Source organism: Floridaenema aerugineum BLCC-F46 (assembly GCF_041929345.1).
Classification (GTDB): domain Bacteria; phylum Cyanobacteriota; class Cyanobacteriia; order Cyanobacteriales; family Aerosakkonemataceae; genus Floridanema; species Floridanema aerugineum.
This window is the reverse complement of the sequence record NZ_JBHFNQ010000181.1, coordinates 1-17,756: the sequence shown is the minus strand read 5'-3', so window position 1 is coordinate 17,756 and position 17,756 is coordinate 1. Positions and strand designations below refer to the sequence as shown.

At 40.3% G+C, this 17,756-nt stretch carries 13 protein-coding genes; 9 read left to right on the top strand and 4 right to left on the bottom strand.

The annotated features are described in order from the left end of the window. Window positions 1-107: 107 nt before the first annotated feature. The 3 genes from ACE1CC_RS23350 to recR all read left to right on the top strand — a co-directional run bounded on the left by ACE1CC_RS23350 (window position 108) and on the right by recR (window position 5,667). Window positions 108-3,290, top strand: a complete 3,183-nt coding sequence (locus ACE1CC_RS23350) for a hypothetical protein (RefSeq protein WP_413272834.1) — start codon at window positions 108-110, stop codon at window positions 3,288-3,290. Window positions 3,291-3,488: 198 nt separating this feature from the next. Then, complete coding sequence (locus ACE1CC_RS23345) at window positions 3,489-5,006, top strand: MBOAT family O-acyltransferase (protein WP_413272833.1); 1,518 nt, start codon at window positions 3,489-3,491, stop codon at window positions 5,004-5,006. 64 nt (window positions 5,007-5,070) lie between these two features. Then, window positions 5,071-5,667 carry a recombination mediator RecR gene (recR, locus tag ACE1CC_RS23340; protein ID WP_413272832.1) on the top strand — a complete coding sequence of 199 codons (597 nt, stop codon included), beginning with the start codon at window positions 5,071-5,073 and terminating at the stop codon, window positions 5,665-5,667. Window positions 5,668-5,874: 207 nt separating this feature from the next. On the opposite strand, the gene ACE1CC_RS23335 is transcribed toward recR, so the two are convergent. Further along, the gene (locus ACE1CC_RS23335) at window positions 5,875-6,720 is read right to left on the bottom strand and encodes an Npun_R2479 family HD domain-containing metalloprotein (RefSeq protein WP_413272831.1); all 846 of its coding nucleotides are present in this window, start codon (window positions 6,718-6,720) and stop codon (window positions 5,875-5,877) included. Between the two features lie 422 nt (window positions 6,721-7,142). On the opposite strand from ACE1CC_RS23335, the gene ACE1CC_RS23330 reads away from it, so the two are divergent. Together ACE1CC_RS23330 and ACE1CC_RS23325 are read left to right on the top strand one after the other, a co-directional pair. After that, window positions 7,143-8,987 (top strand): AAA-like domain-containing protein, encoded by a 1,845-nt coding sequence (locus ACE1CC_RS23330; RefSeq protein ID WP_413272830.1) that lies wholly within the window; start codon window positions 7,143-7,145, stop codon window positions 8,985-8,987. Window positions 8,988-9,091: 104 nt separating this feature from the next. After that, window positions 9,092-12,562, top strand: coding sequence for a GAF domain-containing protein (locus ACE1CC_RS23325; RefSeq protein ID WP_413272829.1), 3,471 nt, complete (start codon window positions 9,092-9,094; stop codon window positions 12,560-12,562). A gap of 25 nt (window positions 12,563-12,587) precedes the next feature. Here ACE1CC_RS23325 and ACE1CC_RS23320 read toward each other — a convergent pair whose 3' ends face one another. After that, entirely contained in the window at window positions 12,588-12,821 is a 234-nt protein-coding gene (locus ACE1CC_RS23320) for a hypothetical protein (RefSeq protein ID WP_413272828.1), read from the bottom strand. A 290-nt stretch (window positions 12,822-13,111) separates the two neighbouring features. Beyond that, window positions 13,112-13,681, bottom strand: a complete 570-nt coding sequence (locus ACE1CC_RS23315) for a response regulator (protein ID WP_413272827.1) — start codon at window positions 13,679-13,681, stop codon at window positions 13,112-13,114. A 148-nt stretch (window positions 13,682-13,829) separates the two neighbouring features. Here ACE1CC_RS23315 and ACE1CC_RS23310 point away from each other — a divergent pair, with 148 nt between their 5' ends. After that, window positions 13,830-14,837: a lipoyl synthase gene (locus ACE1CC_RS23310; RefSeq protein ID WP_413272826.1), complete on the top strand. Its 1,008-nt coding sequence runs from the start codon at window positions 13,830-13,832 to the stop codon at window positions 14,835-14,837. 176 nt (window positions 14,838-15,013) lie between these two features. Beyond that, window positions 15,014-15,157: a photosystem I protein PsaX gene (psaX, locus tag ACE1CC_RS23305; protein ID WP_413272825.1), complete on the top strand. Its 144-nt coding sequence runs from the start codon at window positions 15,014-15,016 to the stop codon at window positions 15,155-15,157. Between the two features lie 41 nt (window positions 15,158-15,198). Here psaX and ACE1CC_RS23300 read toward each other — a convergent pair whose 3' ends face one another. Continuing rightward, on the bottom strand, window positions 15,199-16,071 hold the full coding sequence (locus ACE1CC_RS23300) for a branched-chain amino acid ABC transporter permease (protein ID WP_413272824.1): 873 nt from the start codon (window positions 16,069-16,071) through the stop codon (window positions 15,199-15,201). Window positions 16,072-16,359: 288 nt separating this feature from the next. Here ACE1CC_RS23300 and ACE1CC_RS23295 point away from each other — a divergent pair, with 288 nt between their 5' ends. Further along, on the top strand, window positions 16,360-17,034 hold the full coding sequence (locus tag ACE1CC_RS23295; protein WP_413272823.1) for a DUF305 domain-containing protein: 675 nt from the start codon (window positions 16,360-16,362) through the stop codon (window positions 17,032-17,034). 452 nt (window positions 17,035-17,486) lie between these two features. Continuing rightward, a complete protein-coding gene (locus ACE1CC_RS23290) occupies window positions 17,487-17,675 on the top strand; it encodes a heavy-metal-associated domain-containing protein (RefSeq protein WP_413272822.1) in 189 nt (62 codons plus the stop codon). The last annotated feature ends 81 nt before the right edge of the window (window positions 17,676-17,756 follow it).

Genomic DNA, 17,756 nt, shown 5'->3' with positions numbered 1-17,756 from the left:
CAGGATATAATGCCACTCGTAATTTGATTTAGCGAGAAACCTGGGTCGGCATTCAAAAAAGTAAGGTTAGACCTCTGTTTCTTCCTCAGTCTTTATTAAGCGCCCTAATGTTGAACATAGAGCAACGCCAAATTACATCTGACCCAATCAACCTGACTCAGTGGGTTGAAAGAGAGCTAGTACTTGCACAGATGCAGGTACGAGTCCGGGTACGGGAGAATACTCTGCATATTCTCTGGGAAGGTCAAGATTGTCCCAACAAGCAAAACGCCATCGAGCGAGTGACACAAGCTCTGGAAGCTACTAAACTAGAAGACTTGTTGGGTGGGGAACATCTGCCAATTAACCGGGTGTTTCTTTACGGTCGGGTGTTGGGTGAAAAACGACCAAATTGGACAGAACAACTAGATATTCAACAGTTGCTCACACCAATAGCAACCAATTCTGGAGAAGCCCTACCAGTTAAGAAGAGTCAAGAGTTAGCGATGAAATCAAGCAGTGAGGGAACAGCTTCAAAAACGGTTAGTGCCCAGGTAGTTGGTGATAGTGAGTATTGGGAAAGTCAGGCGCGTCAAGGTAATCCAGAAGCGATCGCTCATTATTTAACTAAGCTTCTGAGTCATCTGGGAGTGACGGTGAAAGTAGCTACCAAAATCCTCCCGGTGAAGACAAAAAGTAGCCACCGGGAAAATCCTTTTAAAAGTCAAGATTTAGGGACACCGAAGCAGCGGTTATGGGTATTCTGCGAAAGTGGTTACAGTCCCGATCCTTCCTTGTTAGCTGCACCCGTAGCGCAACAATTACGGGAGTTAAAGTTGGAAGGTTTCCAAGATGCAGTAATTCTCAGTCAGGTGACAGGGGAAGAGTCTCCTGATTGGATGCTACGGGTGGATTTAACGCCGCCAGAAGAGATGCTGCGGGAGTGGGCGCAGTGGGGGGATGAGGCAGCGATCGAACGCTTGCTCAACCGCCCGCAAGATCATGGTATGGAAATTTCGGTGGTGATTAAGGAGTCAACACTACATATTTCCTGCACTACGCCGAACAGGGAAAGAATTAAGCAATTGCACCTGGGAGATTACAATATTCGCCCAGATATTGTGCCAAATAAGCATAAGGCGATCGCAAATCTCACCCCAATGTTAAGAAGCTTAGCTCCCCAAGGGTTGAAAGCAGCGATTATTTATGGTCACGAACATTTAGACGAAACCCCAGTTTGGGTAGAATGGTTAGATTTACCAGGGAATAATCATCCCCAATTAGCGCAGTCTACTCGCTCCCTAGCAGCGAATGGCGATGAAGAAGCTTTGGAATTTTTGCTCGGACAATTATTAAATACAGATATTGATTGGCGCTTAGCAACAGGCGGAATTCGCATTCAAGTGCGGCGGCGGGAAGATTTGCTGTATGTGATGACTGATGCGCTAGTTTGTCCGCTGCAACAGCAAGTGAGTTCGCCCGTGATTCAGTTGATCGGTGAACTGCAAATTCCGGGGATTGCTGGGGTAAGAGTTTACGGTCGGCGATCGGGGGAAAAACAACCAAGTTGGACTTTCGGAAAAGATTTTGCGGCTCGCGGTGTAGTAGTTCCAGAAACTGCCCCAGACTTTGCAACTACCGAACATTTTGTCACCGAAGAAATTGACTCGGAACCAGAAGATTCGGGTTTAAAAAGTGCGGCTCCCAATATAGAAGATATACCATCTGGTTGGCTAGAAACGCAAGTTGAAAAAGTTCAAGAGGGAGTTAATAAATTTGGGCAATCTTGCTATGGGGTGTTGACGCGATCGCAAATTTGCACCCCCAGCGAAACCAAACAAAATTTCTTAGCTTTACCAGGAAATGCTAATTACAGCGGCGCAAGAGTAGCTTTAGTTTGGGGCGCTTTGGGCATTATGTTGGCTTTAAGTACAGATTTAATTGTCGGTAGTGTACTGAAAATTCCTGACAGTCCCCAAGAAAATTCTGCGGTGTTAAATGATGCCGCTTTCCGAGAAAGATATGAAAATCTCACCCCGGAACAACAAGCAGCAGCAAACAGAGAATTAGTTCAGGAAAATACCACCCAAAACCGAAGATCTCGCCAGGGAAAACGCCGCCTACCAGAAAATATTTTTGATACCACTGGATTTACAAAACCAGGAAATACTGAAGTAAGGGTAGACCCAACCGGGGAAAATGTTACCTTAAGTGTGAAACAGCCAGATTTTCCCAGTTTTGACAACGATCAGTTTGATGAAAAGCTGGCAATTTACCAAAAGCAAGTCCAGAAACAAGGCCCACCTGATATATTAATTATCGGCAGTTCTCGCGCTATGCGTGGTATCGATCCGGCAATTTTGCAAAAAGCTTTAGCAGAGCAAGGTTACGGCCAAGTTAAAATTTTCAACTTCGGAATTAATGGCGCAACGGCTCAAATTGCTGACCTATTAGTTCGCCGGATTCTCACCCCAGAACAAATGCCAAAATTGATTATTTGGGCAGATGGTGCAAGGGCTGTCAATAGCGGGAGATTTGATTTAACTTATAGCAAACTGGCAGCATCTCCAGGTTACAAAGAAGTAGCAACAGGGACATTTCATAAACCAAAAAATTTAGATAATCAAACTCCAGAAAAGCAGTCAGAAACTCCACCAATAGTGGCGGAATTATCAGGAAATATCGGGGAAATAAAAGCCCAAGATGTTGATAATGTGTTAAATCAAAAATTAGGTGAGATTTCCGCAAGTTATGAAGAACGCGATCGCTTAAATGCCAAATTACGCGATTGGTTTGCCAAGACTTTTGGGGAACCAGAAAAACCGGAGAAAGTGCGATCGGAAAATCAACAAATAGAAGAACGTCCCCTAAATTGGGATGGTTTCTTACCAATTTCTCTCCGCTTCGATCCTGAAACCTACTACGAAAAACACGCCAAAGTCAAAGGAGATTATGATACTGACTACAAAGATTTTTATTTAGGAGGGCCACAAAACGCCGCCTTAGAATCTTTAGTGCAGTATACTCAATCCCGGCAAATTCCCCTCGTTTTCATTAATTTACCCCTAACTAGAGAATACTTAGATGCCCACAGGCGACAATACGAAAAAGAATTTGAAATGTATATGTTGCGCCTTTCCTTAAGAAAAGGATTCGTGTTCCGCAATTGGAATCAATTATGGCCGAGAAAAAATGAATATTTCTCAGATCCCAGTCACCTAAACCGCTACGGTGCTGCTGCTGTAGCTAAAAGACTAGCACAAGATCCCCTGATTCCTTGGCCCAAAAATAACGGGGAAGTGGGGAGATAGAGAGATGGGGGGATGGGGAGATGGGGGGATGGGGAGATGGGGAGAATCTGGGGGTTGGGGGTTGGGGTGTGGGGTGTAGCGGAATATGTCTTCTTCCCCAAACCCTACACCCTTTCCCCCATCCCCTAACCCCTACCCCCTAACCCCTAACCCCGCCCTAGTCCCCAACTACCAACTACTAACTACCAACTAGCAAGAATGACATTTGTTTCCCTGTTATATGGCGTATTCTTATTAGCTGTCCTGGCAATTTACTGGTTAATTCAAAGTCAGTGGTTGCGGTTATGGATACTTTTGTTAGCCAGCGTAATCTTCTATGCTTCGATCCAAATTTATTACATTCCGCTACTTTTTGCCCTGACATTGTTTAACTTTCGTCTGGGATTAATCTTAGGTAAACGATCGCTATTAAGGTTAAATTCTAAAGATTGGCGAATGTCTAATCAAGAATGGCAAACAGTACAAGAAAACTGGAATAAGAAACGCTTGCGCTTTTTATGGCTAGGGATTTTCTTGAATGTTGTCTTACTGTTTGGCTTTAAGTATATACCGTTCTTTTTAAATTCGATCGCATATCTATTTAACTTACCAGTAATCAAAGAACAAGCAACTTGGCTGAATCTACAACTAATTGCCCCCTTGGGAATTTCCTTCTTCTGTTTTGAATGTATCGCTTATTTAATTGATGTTTATCGCGGTGCGCCAGCTACCGGAAACTTCCTCAAATTTTCTACCTATAAACTGTTCTTTCCTAAATTAATTTCTGGGCCAATTACCCGATATCATCACTTAGCAGCGCAACTAAATACCCTGCGATTTCCTAGCACCAATCAAATAGTAGAAGGACTTTGGTTAATCGCTTGTGGGGCAGTGAAAAAAGCCTTAATAGCCGATCGAATCGGCATTTTAGTCGGAGTCAGCTTTGATAATTTAGAACGTGCTGGTAGCGGAGATTTGTGGTTAGCGACCTTTGCTTATGGTTTACAACTGTACCTCGATTTTAGTGGCTATGTTGATATTGCCTTGGGTACAGCTTTGTTAATGGGATTAAACTTACCGCCAAATTTTGATTTTCCCTATTTTACTACTAGCATTGCTGAATTTTGGCGACGTTGGCATATTACATTAGGAGATTGGTTGCGGAATTATCTTTACTTTCCCCTGGGCGGTTCTCGACAAGGTTTAAAACGCACCTGTTTAAACTTATTAATTGTCATGTTAATTGCCGGAATTTGGCATGGTGCAGCTTGGGGTTTTGTAGTTTGGGGTGCATATCACGGCATCGCTTTAGTAGTTCACCGCTTAACAGAAACTCTATCTGATAATGTTTCAATCCTGAAAAAATGGTGGCAAACTATTCCCGGTATCCTGGTAGCTTGGGCGATTACGCAATTAATGGTATTTACTTCTTGGATCTTTTTCCGATTGCCTAATTTAAGAGATGCGACTTGGGTATTTACTCATTTGTGGGGACACAATGCTGATATTCAGTTTGCCCAAAAGGTATACTTAGAAGCGATCGGACTCCAAAGAGGAGAAATCGCCTTATTACTTTGGGCAATAGTCGGCATCATGGCAATAATTTTCGCCCTACATCGCGGTTTAAAGCTACAACTAAATTGGCCGATCAAAATTATGTTAGTACCCCTGAGTTTGTACGCAGTTTGGATGTTAGCCCCCAAACAAGGTCTACCTTATATCTACTTTGACTTCTAAACTTGTTAGCATTTGAATGCTGAGGCGAAAATCCTGATTCAGTACTCAGCATTCATAACTGAAAATGGTATATACACGCCCTTTAGCTCGTTTGATTGAACAATTACAACGTTTACCAGGAGTTGGCCCAAAAACGGCGCAACGCTTGGCTTTACATATTTTGAAACGGTCCGAAGATGAAGTACAAGCACTTGCCCAAGCTTTAATCGAAGCTAAACAGCAAGTAGGTTTATGTTCCGTTTGTTTTCACCTATCAGCTGAACCAGTTTGCGAAATTTGCCGCAATCAAAACCGGGATAACCATACTATTTGTGTAGTCGCTGATTCTCGCGATGTCATTGCTTTAGAAAAAACGCGAGAATTTAGCGGCAAATATCACGTTTTAGGTGGTGTAATTTCCCCGATGGATGGCATTGGACCCGAACAATTAAATGTTTCCCCATTAGTCAGAAGGGTAAGTCAGCAAAAGCCAAAAGAAGTAATTTTAGCAATTACTCCTAGCGTAGAAGGTGAGACAACTACTCTTTATGTCGGTCAATTATTAAAACCTTTCACCAAAGTAACGCGAATTGCTTTTGGTTTACCAGTAGGTGGAGATTTAGAATATGCCGATGAAGTAACATTAGCCCGTGCTTTGGAGGGCAGAAGAGAGATAGATTAGGGGTATTAGTAATGGGAAAAGAAGGGATTTTTGGGATTTTATCCCATCTCCAAATCCCATTAAGTAGGTAGATATAAATAAAATGAAAATTAAGGCGGGCAGGATGCCCACCCCACAAGAGTTACAGCTTTCTTGTGGGGTGGGCATCCTGCCCGCCCCATCCGAATCTAACTATTATCACTTTATTTATTTACACCTACTTACTTGCTAATTATCTTGCTGTTTAGAATGTTCCATGCGAAATACATTGGAAAATAAATTAGCCAAAATTTGCTTACCCTCCAACGTTACGTCGAGAAATTCCAAAGCTGGTTCAATATAAGGGTAAACTACTCCCCAATAAAATTTGGGATAGTTTTTGCGTAAGTCATTGGGGTTTTTATAACCCAAAGTTTTATTAGTTCCTGTTTCTTCAAATTCATAAAACAAAGCACTAATTTTTTGTAAATAGCGGGGGTCACTTAATTGACCAATTAAATCCCCGGCACGCACTAAGCCAGGATATTCCTTGGTATCCTGGTGGTCTTTATCATTTGGTACGGGAAAACGAGTTAATTCAATATTCTTTTTGATGATATTGGCATCAATAATTCTGTGACCGCCAAAACGTTCTTGAATAAATAATTTACCTCGGTCTACGTGATAGTTATTCAGGCTGGCATCAGTACAACCAAAGGGTAGTGTAATCATCAAATCATCGATACCTGTAGCATATTTTCTTTCCGATGGTTTGTCAGTTCTGCACACGCCTTTGACAAATCCGATATCATGACATAAAAGAGAAATGATACAATGTAACCAATCTTCACAAGTTACTCCACCTTCACGAATATGCTTACCCCAAAGAATTTCCTGTCCCACTAAGGTGACATAGATTGTGTGCTCAACATTGTGGTAGAGAGCGTCGCTGTTGGCAATATTTTCTAGCGCCATGTTAGCCGCCCAGCCGATAATGTCGGCGTAGTCCGGTTTCAAACCTCCGTAATTGCGACGGTAGCCCGCTTGTATGTTTTCTACGAAACCATCGATCATGTATTTTGTAGGATTGTACATTAGTTCCCCCCCCCGGAAATATTTTCAATTGGTTGTTTGGGTAAGTATTGGCCTGCTTTATTAGTATTTTGATAGACTGTCCCTGGGAAAACTGCGTTAGTATTATCTGTTTTGTCTTAGAGTTCAAAATAAACCATTAATAGGCTTTAATAGTAGTTATAGCAATATTTTAAGCAATAGCAAACCAGAAAAGTCCATGTATAGAAAAATTCAGGATCTATTTAATTTTTGATGGTTTAGCAAAAGTCTGTGCGATTAAATTACTTGATTCAGAATTTTTCAGGAAACCTCTGTAAAGCTCAGTAATTTAAGGTTTATGGACAATAATTCTAAATTTTTGTTATACTAATCCTGATTGCTCAGGGTGAATTAAGATTAGAGAATTTTAACCAGGCAGCAGCAATAGGAAATAAGTTGATTATATGGAAGTTGAGCAAGCTTTGGAATTTGTAGATAAGTTAGTCTATGATGATGCGGGAAAGTATTTGAGTGATTTAGAAAGAAAGGTATTTATTGGTTCTTGGTCGGGACTGACTTACGAAAAGATTCATCCTGAAAATCCTGAATATGTGGAAAAGGATGTTGCTTATAGGCTATGGAGAAAGTTATCTCAAGTATTAGGTGAAGAAGTTAAGAAAAAAACTTTACAAGGTGCAATAACCAGAGCATATAAAGCTAAAAATTCCCAATTAGACAGGACAGGTACCAGCAAGACTTTTTTTATTAGCTATCATCATCAGCAACCGGATACTAGTTTAGCTACGGAGTTAGAGCGATCGATCGCCCAATTAGGCGGACAATCATACAAGTTTCCTCTAAATTTTAACAATGGGGTAGTCGGAAATTCTCATTCATATCAAGCCCAGGCAGATTGGGTGGCTGATATTAATCAGAAATTACAGCAATCAGATTATTTTTTGCTGCTGTTATCTCCCGAATCTGCGGTAAGTGAAATGGTGATTGAAATTTTACGACGGGTGCGGGAGTTGCGCGATCGCCAACGAAATCATCAGTTAACATTATTAACTATTCGGGTAAATTGTCCAGCTAATACTATTCTAAATCATGATTTACGTGGCTATTTAGCAGAAGTACGACAACGGGAGTGGAATTCCCCTAATGATACGCCTTGTTTACTCGAAGAAATCAGTAATTTATTATCAGGAAAAGAAGTCACATGGGATAAATCTACACCTCCATATACTGACGAGGTTACGCCTGCAATTCCTTTACCAGTAGCAGACCCAGAAATACCCAGCGGACAAGTGCGCCTAGCTTCAGCTTTTTATGTGGAAAGAGTTCCTTGTGAAAATCAGTGCTACTCAGCTATTTCTCAACCGGGGGCGTTAATTCGGATTAAAGCACCCAGACAGATGGGCAAAACATCTTTAATGGCGAGGCTTTTGTATCATGCAGAAGAAAAATTAAGTTACCGGACAGTTCCTTTGAGTTTTCAGTTAGCAGATACAGAAATTTTTACGGATTTAAATCAGCTTTTGAGATGGTTTTGTGCGATTATTTCGCGCAAATTAGGTTTAGCTTCTCAACTAGATAAATTTTGGAGTGATACCTACGGAAGTAAGGACAATTGCACAATTTATTTTGAAGAATATCTGTTACCAGCAGCAGATAATGCGTTAGTTTTAGGTTTGGATGAAGTCGATCGCATTTTCCAATACCCGAAAATTGCTGATGATTTTTTTGGCTTGCTACGTGCTTGGTTTGAGGAAGCGGGATATGGCAGTGGTGATAGTAATCTTTGGGGAAAATTGCGGTTAGTGGTAGTACATTCCACTGAAGTTTATATACCTTTAAATGTTAACCAATCACCGTTTAATGTGGGGTTGCCCATTGAATTGCCGGAGTTTAATTTTAATCAGGTACAGGTTTTAATCGAGCGACATCACTTAAATTGGCAAACCAGTAAGATTGAGCAATTAATGGCTTTAGTAGGGGGACATCCTTATTTAATTAGATTAGCACTTTATCGAATTTCTCAAAAGGAAATTACCTTAGAAAAACTTTTAGAAACTGCGCCTACAGAGGCGGGTCTTTATAATGACCATTTGCGGAGACATTTATGGAGTTTGCAACAGCATCCAGAATTAGCAGATGCTTTTGCTCAAGTAGTGACGGCGGACACAGCGATAGAATTGGAATCTGTGCCAGCATTTAAATTACATAGTATGGGATTGGTGAAATTTCAGGGTAATCAAGTAATTCCGCGATTTAATTTGTACAAATTTTATTTTCGCGATCGCCTATGAACAAGCAATTAAGTATTGACCAATAGCGAGAGAATCATCAAAAAAAGTTTCTTCCATTCTGCCTTCTTGCACTAGCGGTGTTCTCTACTGATTAATAAATAATAATGATTACCACAGGAAACTCAACCTACACTTATAAAGTTGGCGGACATTTACCTTTAGATGCACCTAGCTATGTTGTACGACAAGCAGATCGAGAACTTTATGAAGGTTTAAAAGCTGGTGAGTTCTGTTATGTTTTGAATTCCCGACAGATGGGGAAAACTAGCTTGAGAGTGCGAACAATGCACAGATTACAAGTTAAAGGTTTCGCCTGTGCAGCAATTGATTTAAATAAAATTGGTAGTCAGGATATTACGCCGGATCAATGGTATGCGGGAATCATGCGACGGCTATTAACCAGCTTTCAATTAGTAGAAAAAATTAATTTACAATGTTGGTTGCGCGATCGCGCTTTTCTCACACCTGTACATCGATTAAGCGAATTTATCGAAGAAGTACTTTTAGAATCAGTTAATCAAAAAATTATTATTTTTATTGACGAGATTGATAGCGTTCTTAACCTCAACTTTCCCACCGATAATTTTTTTGCTTATATTCGTTCTTGCAATGAACCTGACAACCGAATTACTTTTGCTTTAATGGGGGTAGCAACTCCCTCCGATTTAATTCAAGACAAGAAAACTACACCTTTTAATATTGGACGTGCTATTGAATTAAATGGGTTTAAACTAGAGGAAATTGGCTCTTTAGTGGCAGGTTTAGCCAATAAAGTACGTCACCCTCAAGTTATATTAAAAGCTGTGTTAGATTGGACGGGCGGACAACCATTTCTCACCCAAAAATTGTGTAATTTAATTTATAGTTTAGAAGCTGATATTCCCACAGGTCAAGAAGAAAAATTTGTAGAAAACTTGGTGCGATCGCGTTTAATTGAAAATTGGGAAGCCGGAGATGAACCACCACATTTAAGAACGATTAGAGATCGGTTACTGACAATTAGTAAAAGATCGCGATCGCTACTAAACATTTATCAAAAAGTTTTGCGGTCAGAAGAAGTTATAGCCGATGAAAGTACAGAACAAATAGAATTGCGTCTTTCCGGTTTAGTAGTTAAACAACAAGGAAAATTAAAAATTTGTAACCGCATCTATCGAGAGATATTTCACCACATTTGGGTTAGCAAAGCTTTAGCTGAATTGCAGGCAGATTTTTTGCAGGTTATTGAAGCTCAAGAGCAAAAATTACTTTCTATGTTAGATGCAATGGAAGGCAAAGCTTTTGACTTTATTTTGAAAGAAATAATCGGTTCAATCACCAAGAAATTAGGTGAATTGATGAATGCTGAACGCACGAGAATTTTTTTCATTGATGAAGAAAATCAAGAACTTTGGTCAATTACTGCTACAGATAGGTATGGGCAGCAACCAGAATTAGAAATAAATGTTAATCAACAAAGTGAAAGTATAGTTAGTAACTTCAAAAAACTGATTAATCAGCCCTTTAAGTTTGGCAATGGAAATATTAATTTATTTACAGATGTTGGCAGAGAAAAAACTTACTATCCCATATACAATAGGTTAGTTATACCACTGTTCAATGAACAGAAAGATGTAGTTACAGTTATTCAATTAATTAATAAGCTTAAACCCCATAATAATCCCCGCACCTCATTATCAGAAAGAATCGATCGCCAAGGTTTTACTGAAATAGATGAAAAACAATTTGCTGAATATGCCCCAAAAATTCGCCAAATTCTGCAAAAGTGCCAATTATTTTATAAACAAACTCAAAAAGTCCAAGCATTAAAAGCCTTAACAGAAGCTACAGTATCTCTTTCTCAAAGTAGTTTAGACTCAGAAGCTACTTTAACTAGAGTTATGGAAGAGGCAAAAAAATTGATGAATGCCGATCGCAGTACCCTTTGGCTTTTAGATCCAGAAAAAAATGAACTTTGGACAAAAATTCCCTTTGAAAATGGCGAAATTAAAGAAATTAGAGTGCAGGTTGGACAAGGTTTTGCTGGGAAAGTTGCTCAAACAACCCAACCTTTAAATATTCCTTTCGATCTTTACAAACACCCCGATTCGGCAACCGCCAAAAACACAGATCAAAAAACTGGATATCGCACTTGTAGTTTATTATGTATGCCAGTTTTTAGCCCTGATGGAGAATTACTTGGTGTCACTCAATTAGTTAACAAAAAAAGATTGGGTGATTTTCCTAAATATAACCCAAATGATTGGCCTAAAGCACCAGAATGTTTTCAAGCTAGCTTCGATTCTCAAGATCAAAAATCGATGAAAACATTTAACGAACAAGCTGGCGTAGCACTGCATAATGCCAAGAAATTTGAGGCGTTAAAACAAGAATTAAAAAATCAACCCAATAACGTGGTGACGCAAGCTTTAGCGGTACTCACTAGCGTTATGGATATTCAAGGTTGTGATGAAATTATCGATTCAATTTTACGCAGAATTACCTTAAAAATGGGTAGATCGTTAAATGCCGATCGCACCAGCATCTTCTTATTAGATGAAGAAAGGAATGAATTTTGGTCAATTGTTGCTGAATCAGACAGTGATGAATTTCTCGAAATTCGCATTCCCACAAATAAAGGTATTCTCGGTGAAGTAGCAGCCTCGAAAAAAATTATTAATATTACCTTTGATTTTTATGACGATCCTCGCTCAACTACAGCAAAGGAACAAGACAGAAAGAATAACTATCGTACTTATACAATGTTAACTTCTCCGCTATTAAATGAGCAGGGAAATTTAGTAGCAGTGGTGCAATTACTCAACAAATTAAAACCGGGAGTTTCTCAAAGTAAGCCTTTAGCAGAAAAGATCGATCGACTTGGTTTTACTACTGCTGATGAACAACGTTTGCTGAAGGATGCCCAAGAAATTAAAATAGTTTTAGAAAGTTTCCGTTCCTATCATAAAACAGCGCGGGGACAAAGAGTAGCAGCGGCTTTAATTGCTGCTACACGCACTGTTAGTAACGGTAGCATGGAGATTAAAGAAATTCTGCAAAGGGTAATGGAAGAAGCGAAAAAACTTACCCATGCCGATCGCAGTACCCTCTGGTTATTAGATAATGATGAACGAGAATTATGGACAGAAATTCTCTTTGATGATGGTTCATTTAAAGAAATCAAAATTAAAGTTGGACAAGGTTACGCTGGTAAAGTTGCCGCCAGCAAAAAACTGTTAAATATTCCCTTTGATTTGTACAATCACCCAGACTCAGAAACAGCCAGAAAAACCGATCGACAAACAGGTTATCGCACTTGCAGTTTACTATGTATGCCAGTATTTAACCCTGATGGTGATTTGATTGCTGTCACCCAATTAATTAATAAAAGAAAACACGGAGATTTTTCCGAATTTTCCCTAGCTTACGATCTAGAAGTACCACATCAATTCCAAGCTAGTTTTGATGAAAGTGATGAAAAATATATGCAAATTTTTAATAATCAAGTGGGAGTAACCCTGCAAAATTCTAAGCTTTTGGAAAAATTGAAAGGCTACTTAGCGCCCAATGATTCAGCCAGATCCCCGACTTCTTGAAGAAGTCGGGGATCTATGTAGCCACTTACTGCGGAATGCGACTCATAATTCTTTTTTGACGTTCAGCAGCTTTATCATCATTTTCTGGTTCAGAATGAAGCGGAACTGTGGCAATAATATCGGAAAAATGATTAATATCTTGTTCAATTCCTGCTACATTAGCATCATAATCAGGATTTGCCGGATCGGAACTAACTTCAGAGTCAAGAAAACCAGAATCCTCAAAATTTTCGACTGATTTATTTGAATTTAATGTCATTCTCTTGTCTCCATTTAAATGCACAAATTACCATCAATACTGTTCAGTTAAGGCAGTTTAAGGCTGAGAAAAGTAGAGTTTGGTCAAGCTACACAATTGGAATAAAATTGCTCAGGTGTTAATTTTAAAAGCTAACTTGATTATATAACTATCTGTAGCAAAGTTCTCTGATTTAGCGATCGCAAGCAAAATTGGAGAAAATCTTAAATTAAATATTAAATTAATAAAAATAAGCCTAGCAGCGTCCCATGACTACTAGACTTAGGAAAATACCTATTTAACAAAGGCTACTATTTTAATTTCTGCTTAATAAAAGTCATAATTTGAGCCAGTTGTTTCTTCAAACCTTCTACCTCAGCATTCAACTTAGCAATTTGCTGTTTCAAAGCTTGAATTTCCCCTGCACTTGCACCATCGCCAGCTATTGGGGGTGCTGGAGGTGTTACTGGGGGTACTGGTGTAGGGGGTACTACGTCTGTTCTGAGCTTTGCCTTATCGAATGAACTTTTTAAAGCCGCCATTAGTTGCTTTTGATCGAACGGCTTAACAAGAAACTCAATAAATTGGAAAGAAGCATCGGGAATTTTTGATGTTACTTCTTCCTTACGCCCTGACATTACTACTAAGGGAATCTTGCGAAGTTTTGGTTGTTTTTCCAACTCTTGATAAACATCCCAGCCACTCATTTTCGGCAAGATGAAATCTAACATAATCCAATTCGGGTTTTCCTTCTTGGCGAGATTGAGCCCTTCTACACCATCTTTGGCTTCTACAATCTCAAACTTACCAGCAGGTAACATATCTTTTACCGTTTTACGGATCACTCCGCTGTCATCAATAACTAAGATTTTGTTTGGCACGACCAATTCCTCTAATAGGGACTATATTACGCTTGATTGAAGTTGCCTCTTAATCATAATGCTAGTTTAGCCAAAGCTCTACAATGTGCATCATGCTATTTATTAAGAGTTCTGTTAACCTCTTTAACATATAATTACTCCAATTATCATGTCTTCTGAAACTAACCCAACAGTTATATCTGGTTTTGTCAATTCGCAAATGCGCCAGGAAATTGAAGCCATGCCTCCTTGGTTAAGACAGCGAGGCATTGGCAAAGCAAGTGAAATTTCCACAGTACAACGAATCATTAAACAAAGACAGATTCATACTATTTGTGAAGAAGGGCGTTGTCCGAACCGAGGTGAGTGCTATTCGCAAAAAACCGCAACTTTTCTATTGATGGGACCGACTTGCACTAGGGCTTGCGCCTTTTGCCAGGTAGACAAAGGACACGCACCCATGCCCCTTGACCCCGATGAACCGCAAAAAGTTGCCGAGTCAGTCCAATTGTTAGGGTTGCGTTATGTGGTGCTGACTTCTGTTGCCAGAGATGATTTGCCCGATGGGGGTGCAGGTTGGTTTGTGGCAACAATGGAAGCGATTCGCCAACTCAACCGGGAAACCCAAATTGAAGTATTAACCCCTGATTTCTGGGGAGGACTCTTGGGACAAGGGGACAAGGGGACAAGGGGACAAGGGGAAGAGGAAAGTGTTTTAGATCCGGGCAACTTGGGAGTAAAAATCTCGCTGGAAGAAAAGCAATATCAGCGCATTGCCACTGTAGTCAAGGCAAAACCCGCTTGTTATAACCACAATATTGAGACAGTGCGACGGTTGCAAAACCCAGTGCGTCGGGGGGCAAAATACGATCGCAGCCTAAACGTTCTCAGAATCGTTAAAAATCTTGACCCAAACATCCCGACAAAATCAGGATTAATGTTGGGGCATGGGGAAACCGAAGCAGAAATCATCGAAGCAATGAAAGATTTAAGGGCAGTGGGTTGCGATCGCATCACTCTCGGTCAATATCTCCGCCCCTCCCTAGAACACCTACCAGTGCAGAAATACTGGACACCCGAAGAGTTCGAGCGACTGGGTGCGATCGCTCATGAACTCGGCTTTTCCCACGTCCGTTCCGGCCCCTTGGTGCGGAGTTCCTACCACGCTTTTGAGTAGGCAGAGGACTCTTGGGACAAGGGGACAAGGAGAAGTTAATTAACTCAAAACTAAAACTTTCTCCTCTGCCCCCCTGCATTTGTTAAGAGACGAAAAGATTTATATCGGTTTGTACCAAAGGGTAAGGTTCTTTGGTATTCCTTAATAAAAGTCTCATCTTTTAGGAGCTAAACTTTATGGCAACCCCAGCTACCAATCCGACTGGTGCAACTGTACCCAAAACTGGCAAACCACCTTACCCATTTCGTACAGGTTGGGCGCTGTTTCTGTTAGCAGTCAACTTTTTAGTGGCTGCTTATTATTTCCACATCATTGAGTAATCTCGCTTTGTTGAACTCATAAAATCGATCGTCGCTGCTACTCATAACGTGCCTTTGAATAAACCTTGGGGACGAATGAGTAGCACGACGATCATCATTAAGAGTGCTACGCCTAATTTGTATTCGCTACCCAAGAAGGGAACGCTGAGTTCTTGGACTAAACCGATGATTAGAGCACCTGCGATCGCACCATAAGGGTTGCCAATCCCACCCAAGATTACCGAAGCAAACATCGGCAAAATCAAAAACCAGCCCATATTCGGGCGCACAGCGGTAATTAAACCATACATTCCCCCGCCCAAAGCCGTTAAACTCCCAGCAATTACCCAAGTCCAAATTACGACTCGTTCTACATTAATTCCTGTCACACGGGCTAAATCAACATTATCGGCAACTGCCCGCATTGCTTTGCCAATTTTGGTATTTTGCAATAGTAAATGTAACGCCACAATTGCTAAGATTGCCAAAATTACCACTAAGATTCGATAGAAAGCAATTCTAATGCCAAAAAATTCAATTGCGGAAACTACAGGCAAAGCATAAGATTGGTTGCTACCGCCCCAAATAAAAATGATGCCGTTGCGAATAAATAAAGCCAATCCGATCGAGATGATAATGAGGGTTGTGGAAGTGGCACGGCGATCGCGCATTGGCGACCAAATTATTTTTTCTGACAATAACATTGCCGCAACTGTACCGATCGCCCCTAACATCATCGACAGCCAAATATTGATCCCCGCCGCAGTATTAGCTAACCAAGTAAAATAGGCTCCTAATGTCATAAAGTCGCCATGAGCAAAATTGGAAAGTCGTAAAATTCCGTAAGTTAACGTTAATCCAACTGCTGCTAGAGCAATAACGCTACCTACAGCAATTCCATTGACAAATAATTGTGCAGTTTGTTGCAGATCCATAATTTTAGTGAATTACCCTAACAAAAATTTGGCAAGTGCTTATTTATCATGCCTGAAATTGATTAATATTGTACGTTGTTGCGCTTTAGCGCTCTCACAGTAGCGCTAAAGCGCAACAACATACAACAACATACCTAGAGGAGGGCAGTAAGGCACTGAACAAGGAAAAAACTGAAAAAAAAGTTAATTTTCGCTTTTTTCTCTTGACTCTCCGCCTAAGAGGAGACTTTATCATAAAAGTTATGAATTCCTGAAAGCTGAAACAATAGCTTTGGGAGGTTAAAAGATATGTTAATGCCAAACAGATTATTAATTGCTCTTGCCATTGCAGGTATTGGCGCAGCAACCTTAGCCACTAGCCAAGTAACAAATGCTGGTTCACCCTCAACGGATCAAGAAACAAATTCTTCAGTAACAGGTTGTCCCGGAATGATCGGCGGCATGGGGATGGGAATGATGCACTCGATGAGGGTGGAAAATGAAGCTGATTTTCTGGGCCAAATGATTCCCCATCATCAAGAAGCGATCGCCACTGCTAAACTATTAAAAGCCGGAACAAATCGCCCAGAAATGAGAAAATTTGCTGATGATATTATCCGAGTACAAAGTGCAGAAATTCAGCAAATGCAACAATGGTTAAAACAGTGGTATCCGAATCAAAATACCAAAGTAACATATCATCCAATGATGCGAGATTTAACTAAACTCAAAGGAAATGATTTAGATCGAGCATTTTTGGAAGATATGCGATTTCATCACATGGGCGCAGTTATGATGTCTCATCAGCTATTAGGAAATAATTTGGCTAAACACAATGAAGTGAGTAAATTAGCCGAACAAATTAGTATTAGCCAACGTCAAGAAATTCATCAAATGCAATCTTGGCTAAGAACCTGGTTTAATGCTGGTGGTATGGGCATGATGGGTGGAAGAAATGGTCGTTTTGGTGGAGGTTGGATGTAAATTGTAGATCCCCCTAAATCCCCCTTAAAAAGGGGGACTTTGAAATAGTTCCCCCCTTAAAAAGGGGGACTTTGAAATAGTTCCCCCCTTAAAAAGGGGACTTTGAAATCAGTTCCCCCCTTAAAAAGGGGACTTTGAAATAGTTCCCCCCTTAAAAAGGGAGACTTTGAAATCAGTTCCCCCCTTAAAAAGGGGGACTTTGAAATAGTTCCCCCCTTAAAAAGGGGGACTTTGAAATCAGTTCCCCCCTTAAAAAGGGAGACTTTGAGATTAGTTATTCCCTTAAAAAGGGGACTTTGAGATTAGTTCCCCCCTTGGTAAGGGGGGTTAGGGGGGATCTATTAGGGGCGATCTAATCGGTAATCTTGATAACTAGTTGCGTTAATCCTAAATTCTGCGGTTTAGTAAAATAGTAAATAACTGAATATCTCGAACAGGAGTAAAATTTGGACATGGAATTAAAAGTGCCTAGCATGGCTTGTTCTGCTTGTAGCGATACTATTACCAAAGCGATTAAAACAGTCGATCCTAACGCTGTGGTACAAGCCGATCCTAAAACTAAGTTAGTGAATGTAGAAACGGAAAAACCGGAGACAGAAATTCGGGAAGCGATCGCATCTGCTGGCTATCCTGTCACCTAAAAACTAATTCTTACAACGAACTATCACTGTAAAAAAGTACGTTGTTGCGCTTCAGCGCTAATAAGAGCGCTGAAGCGCAAC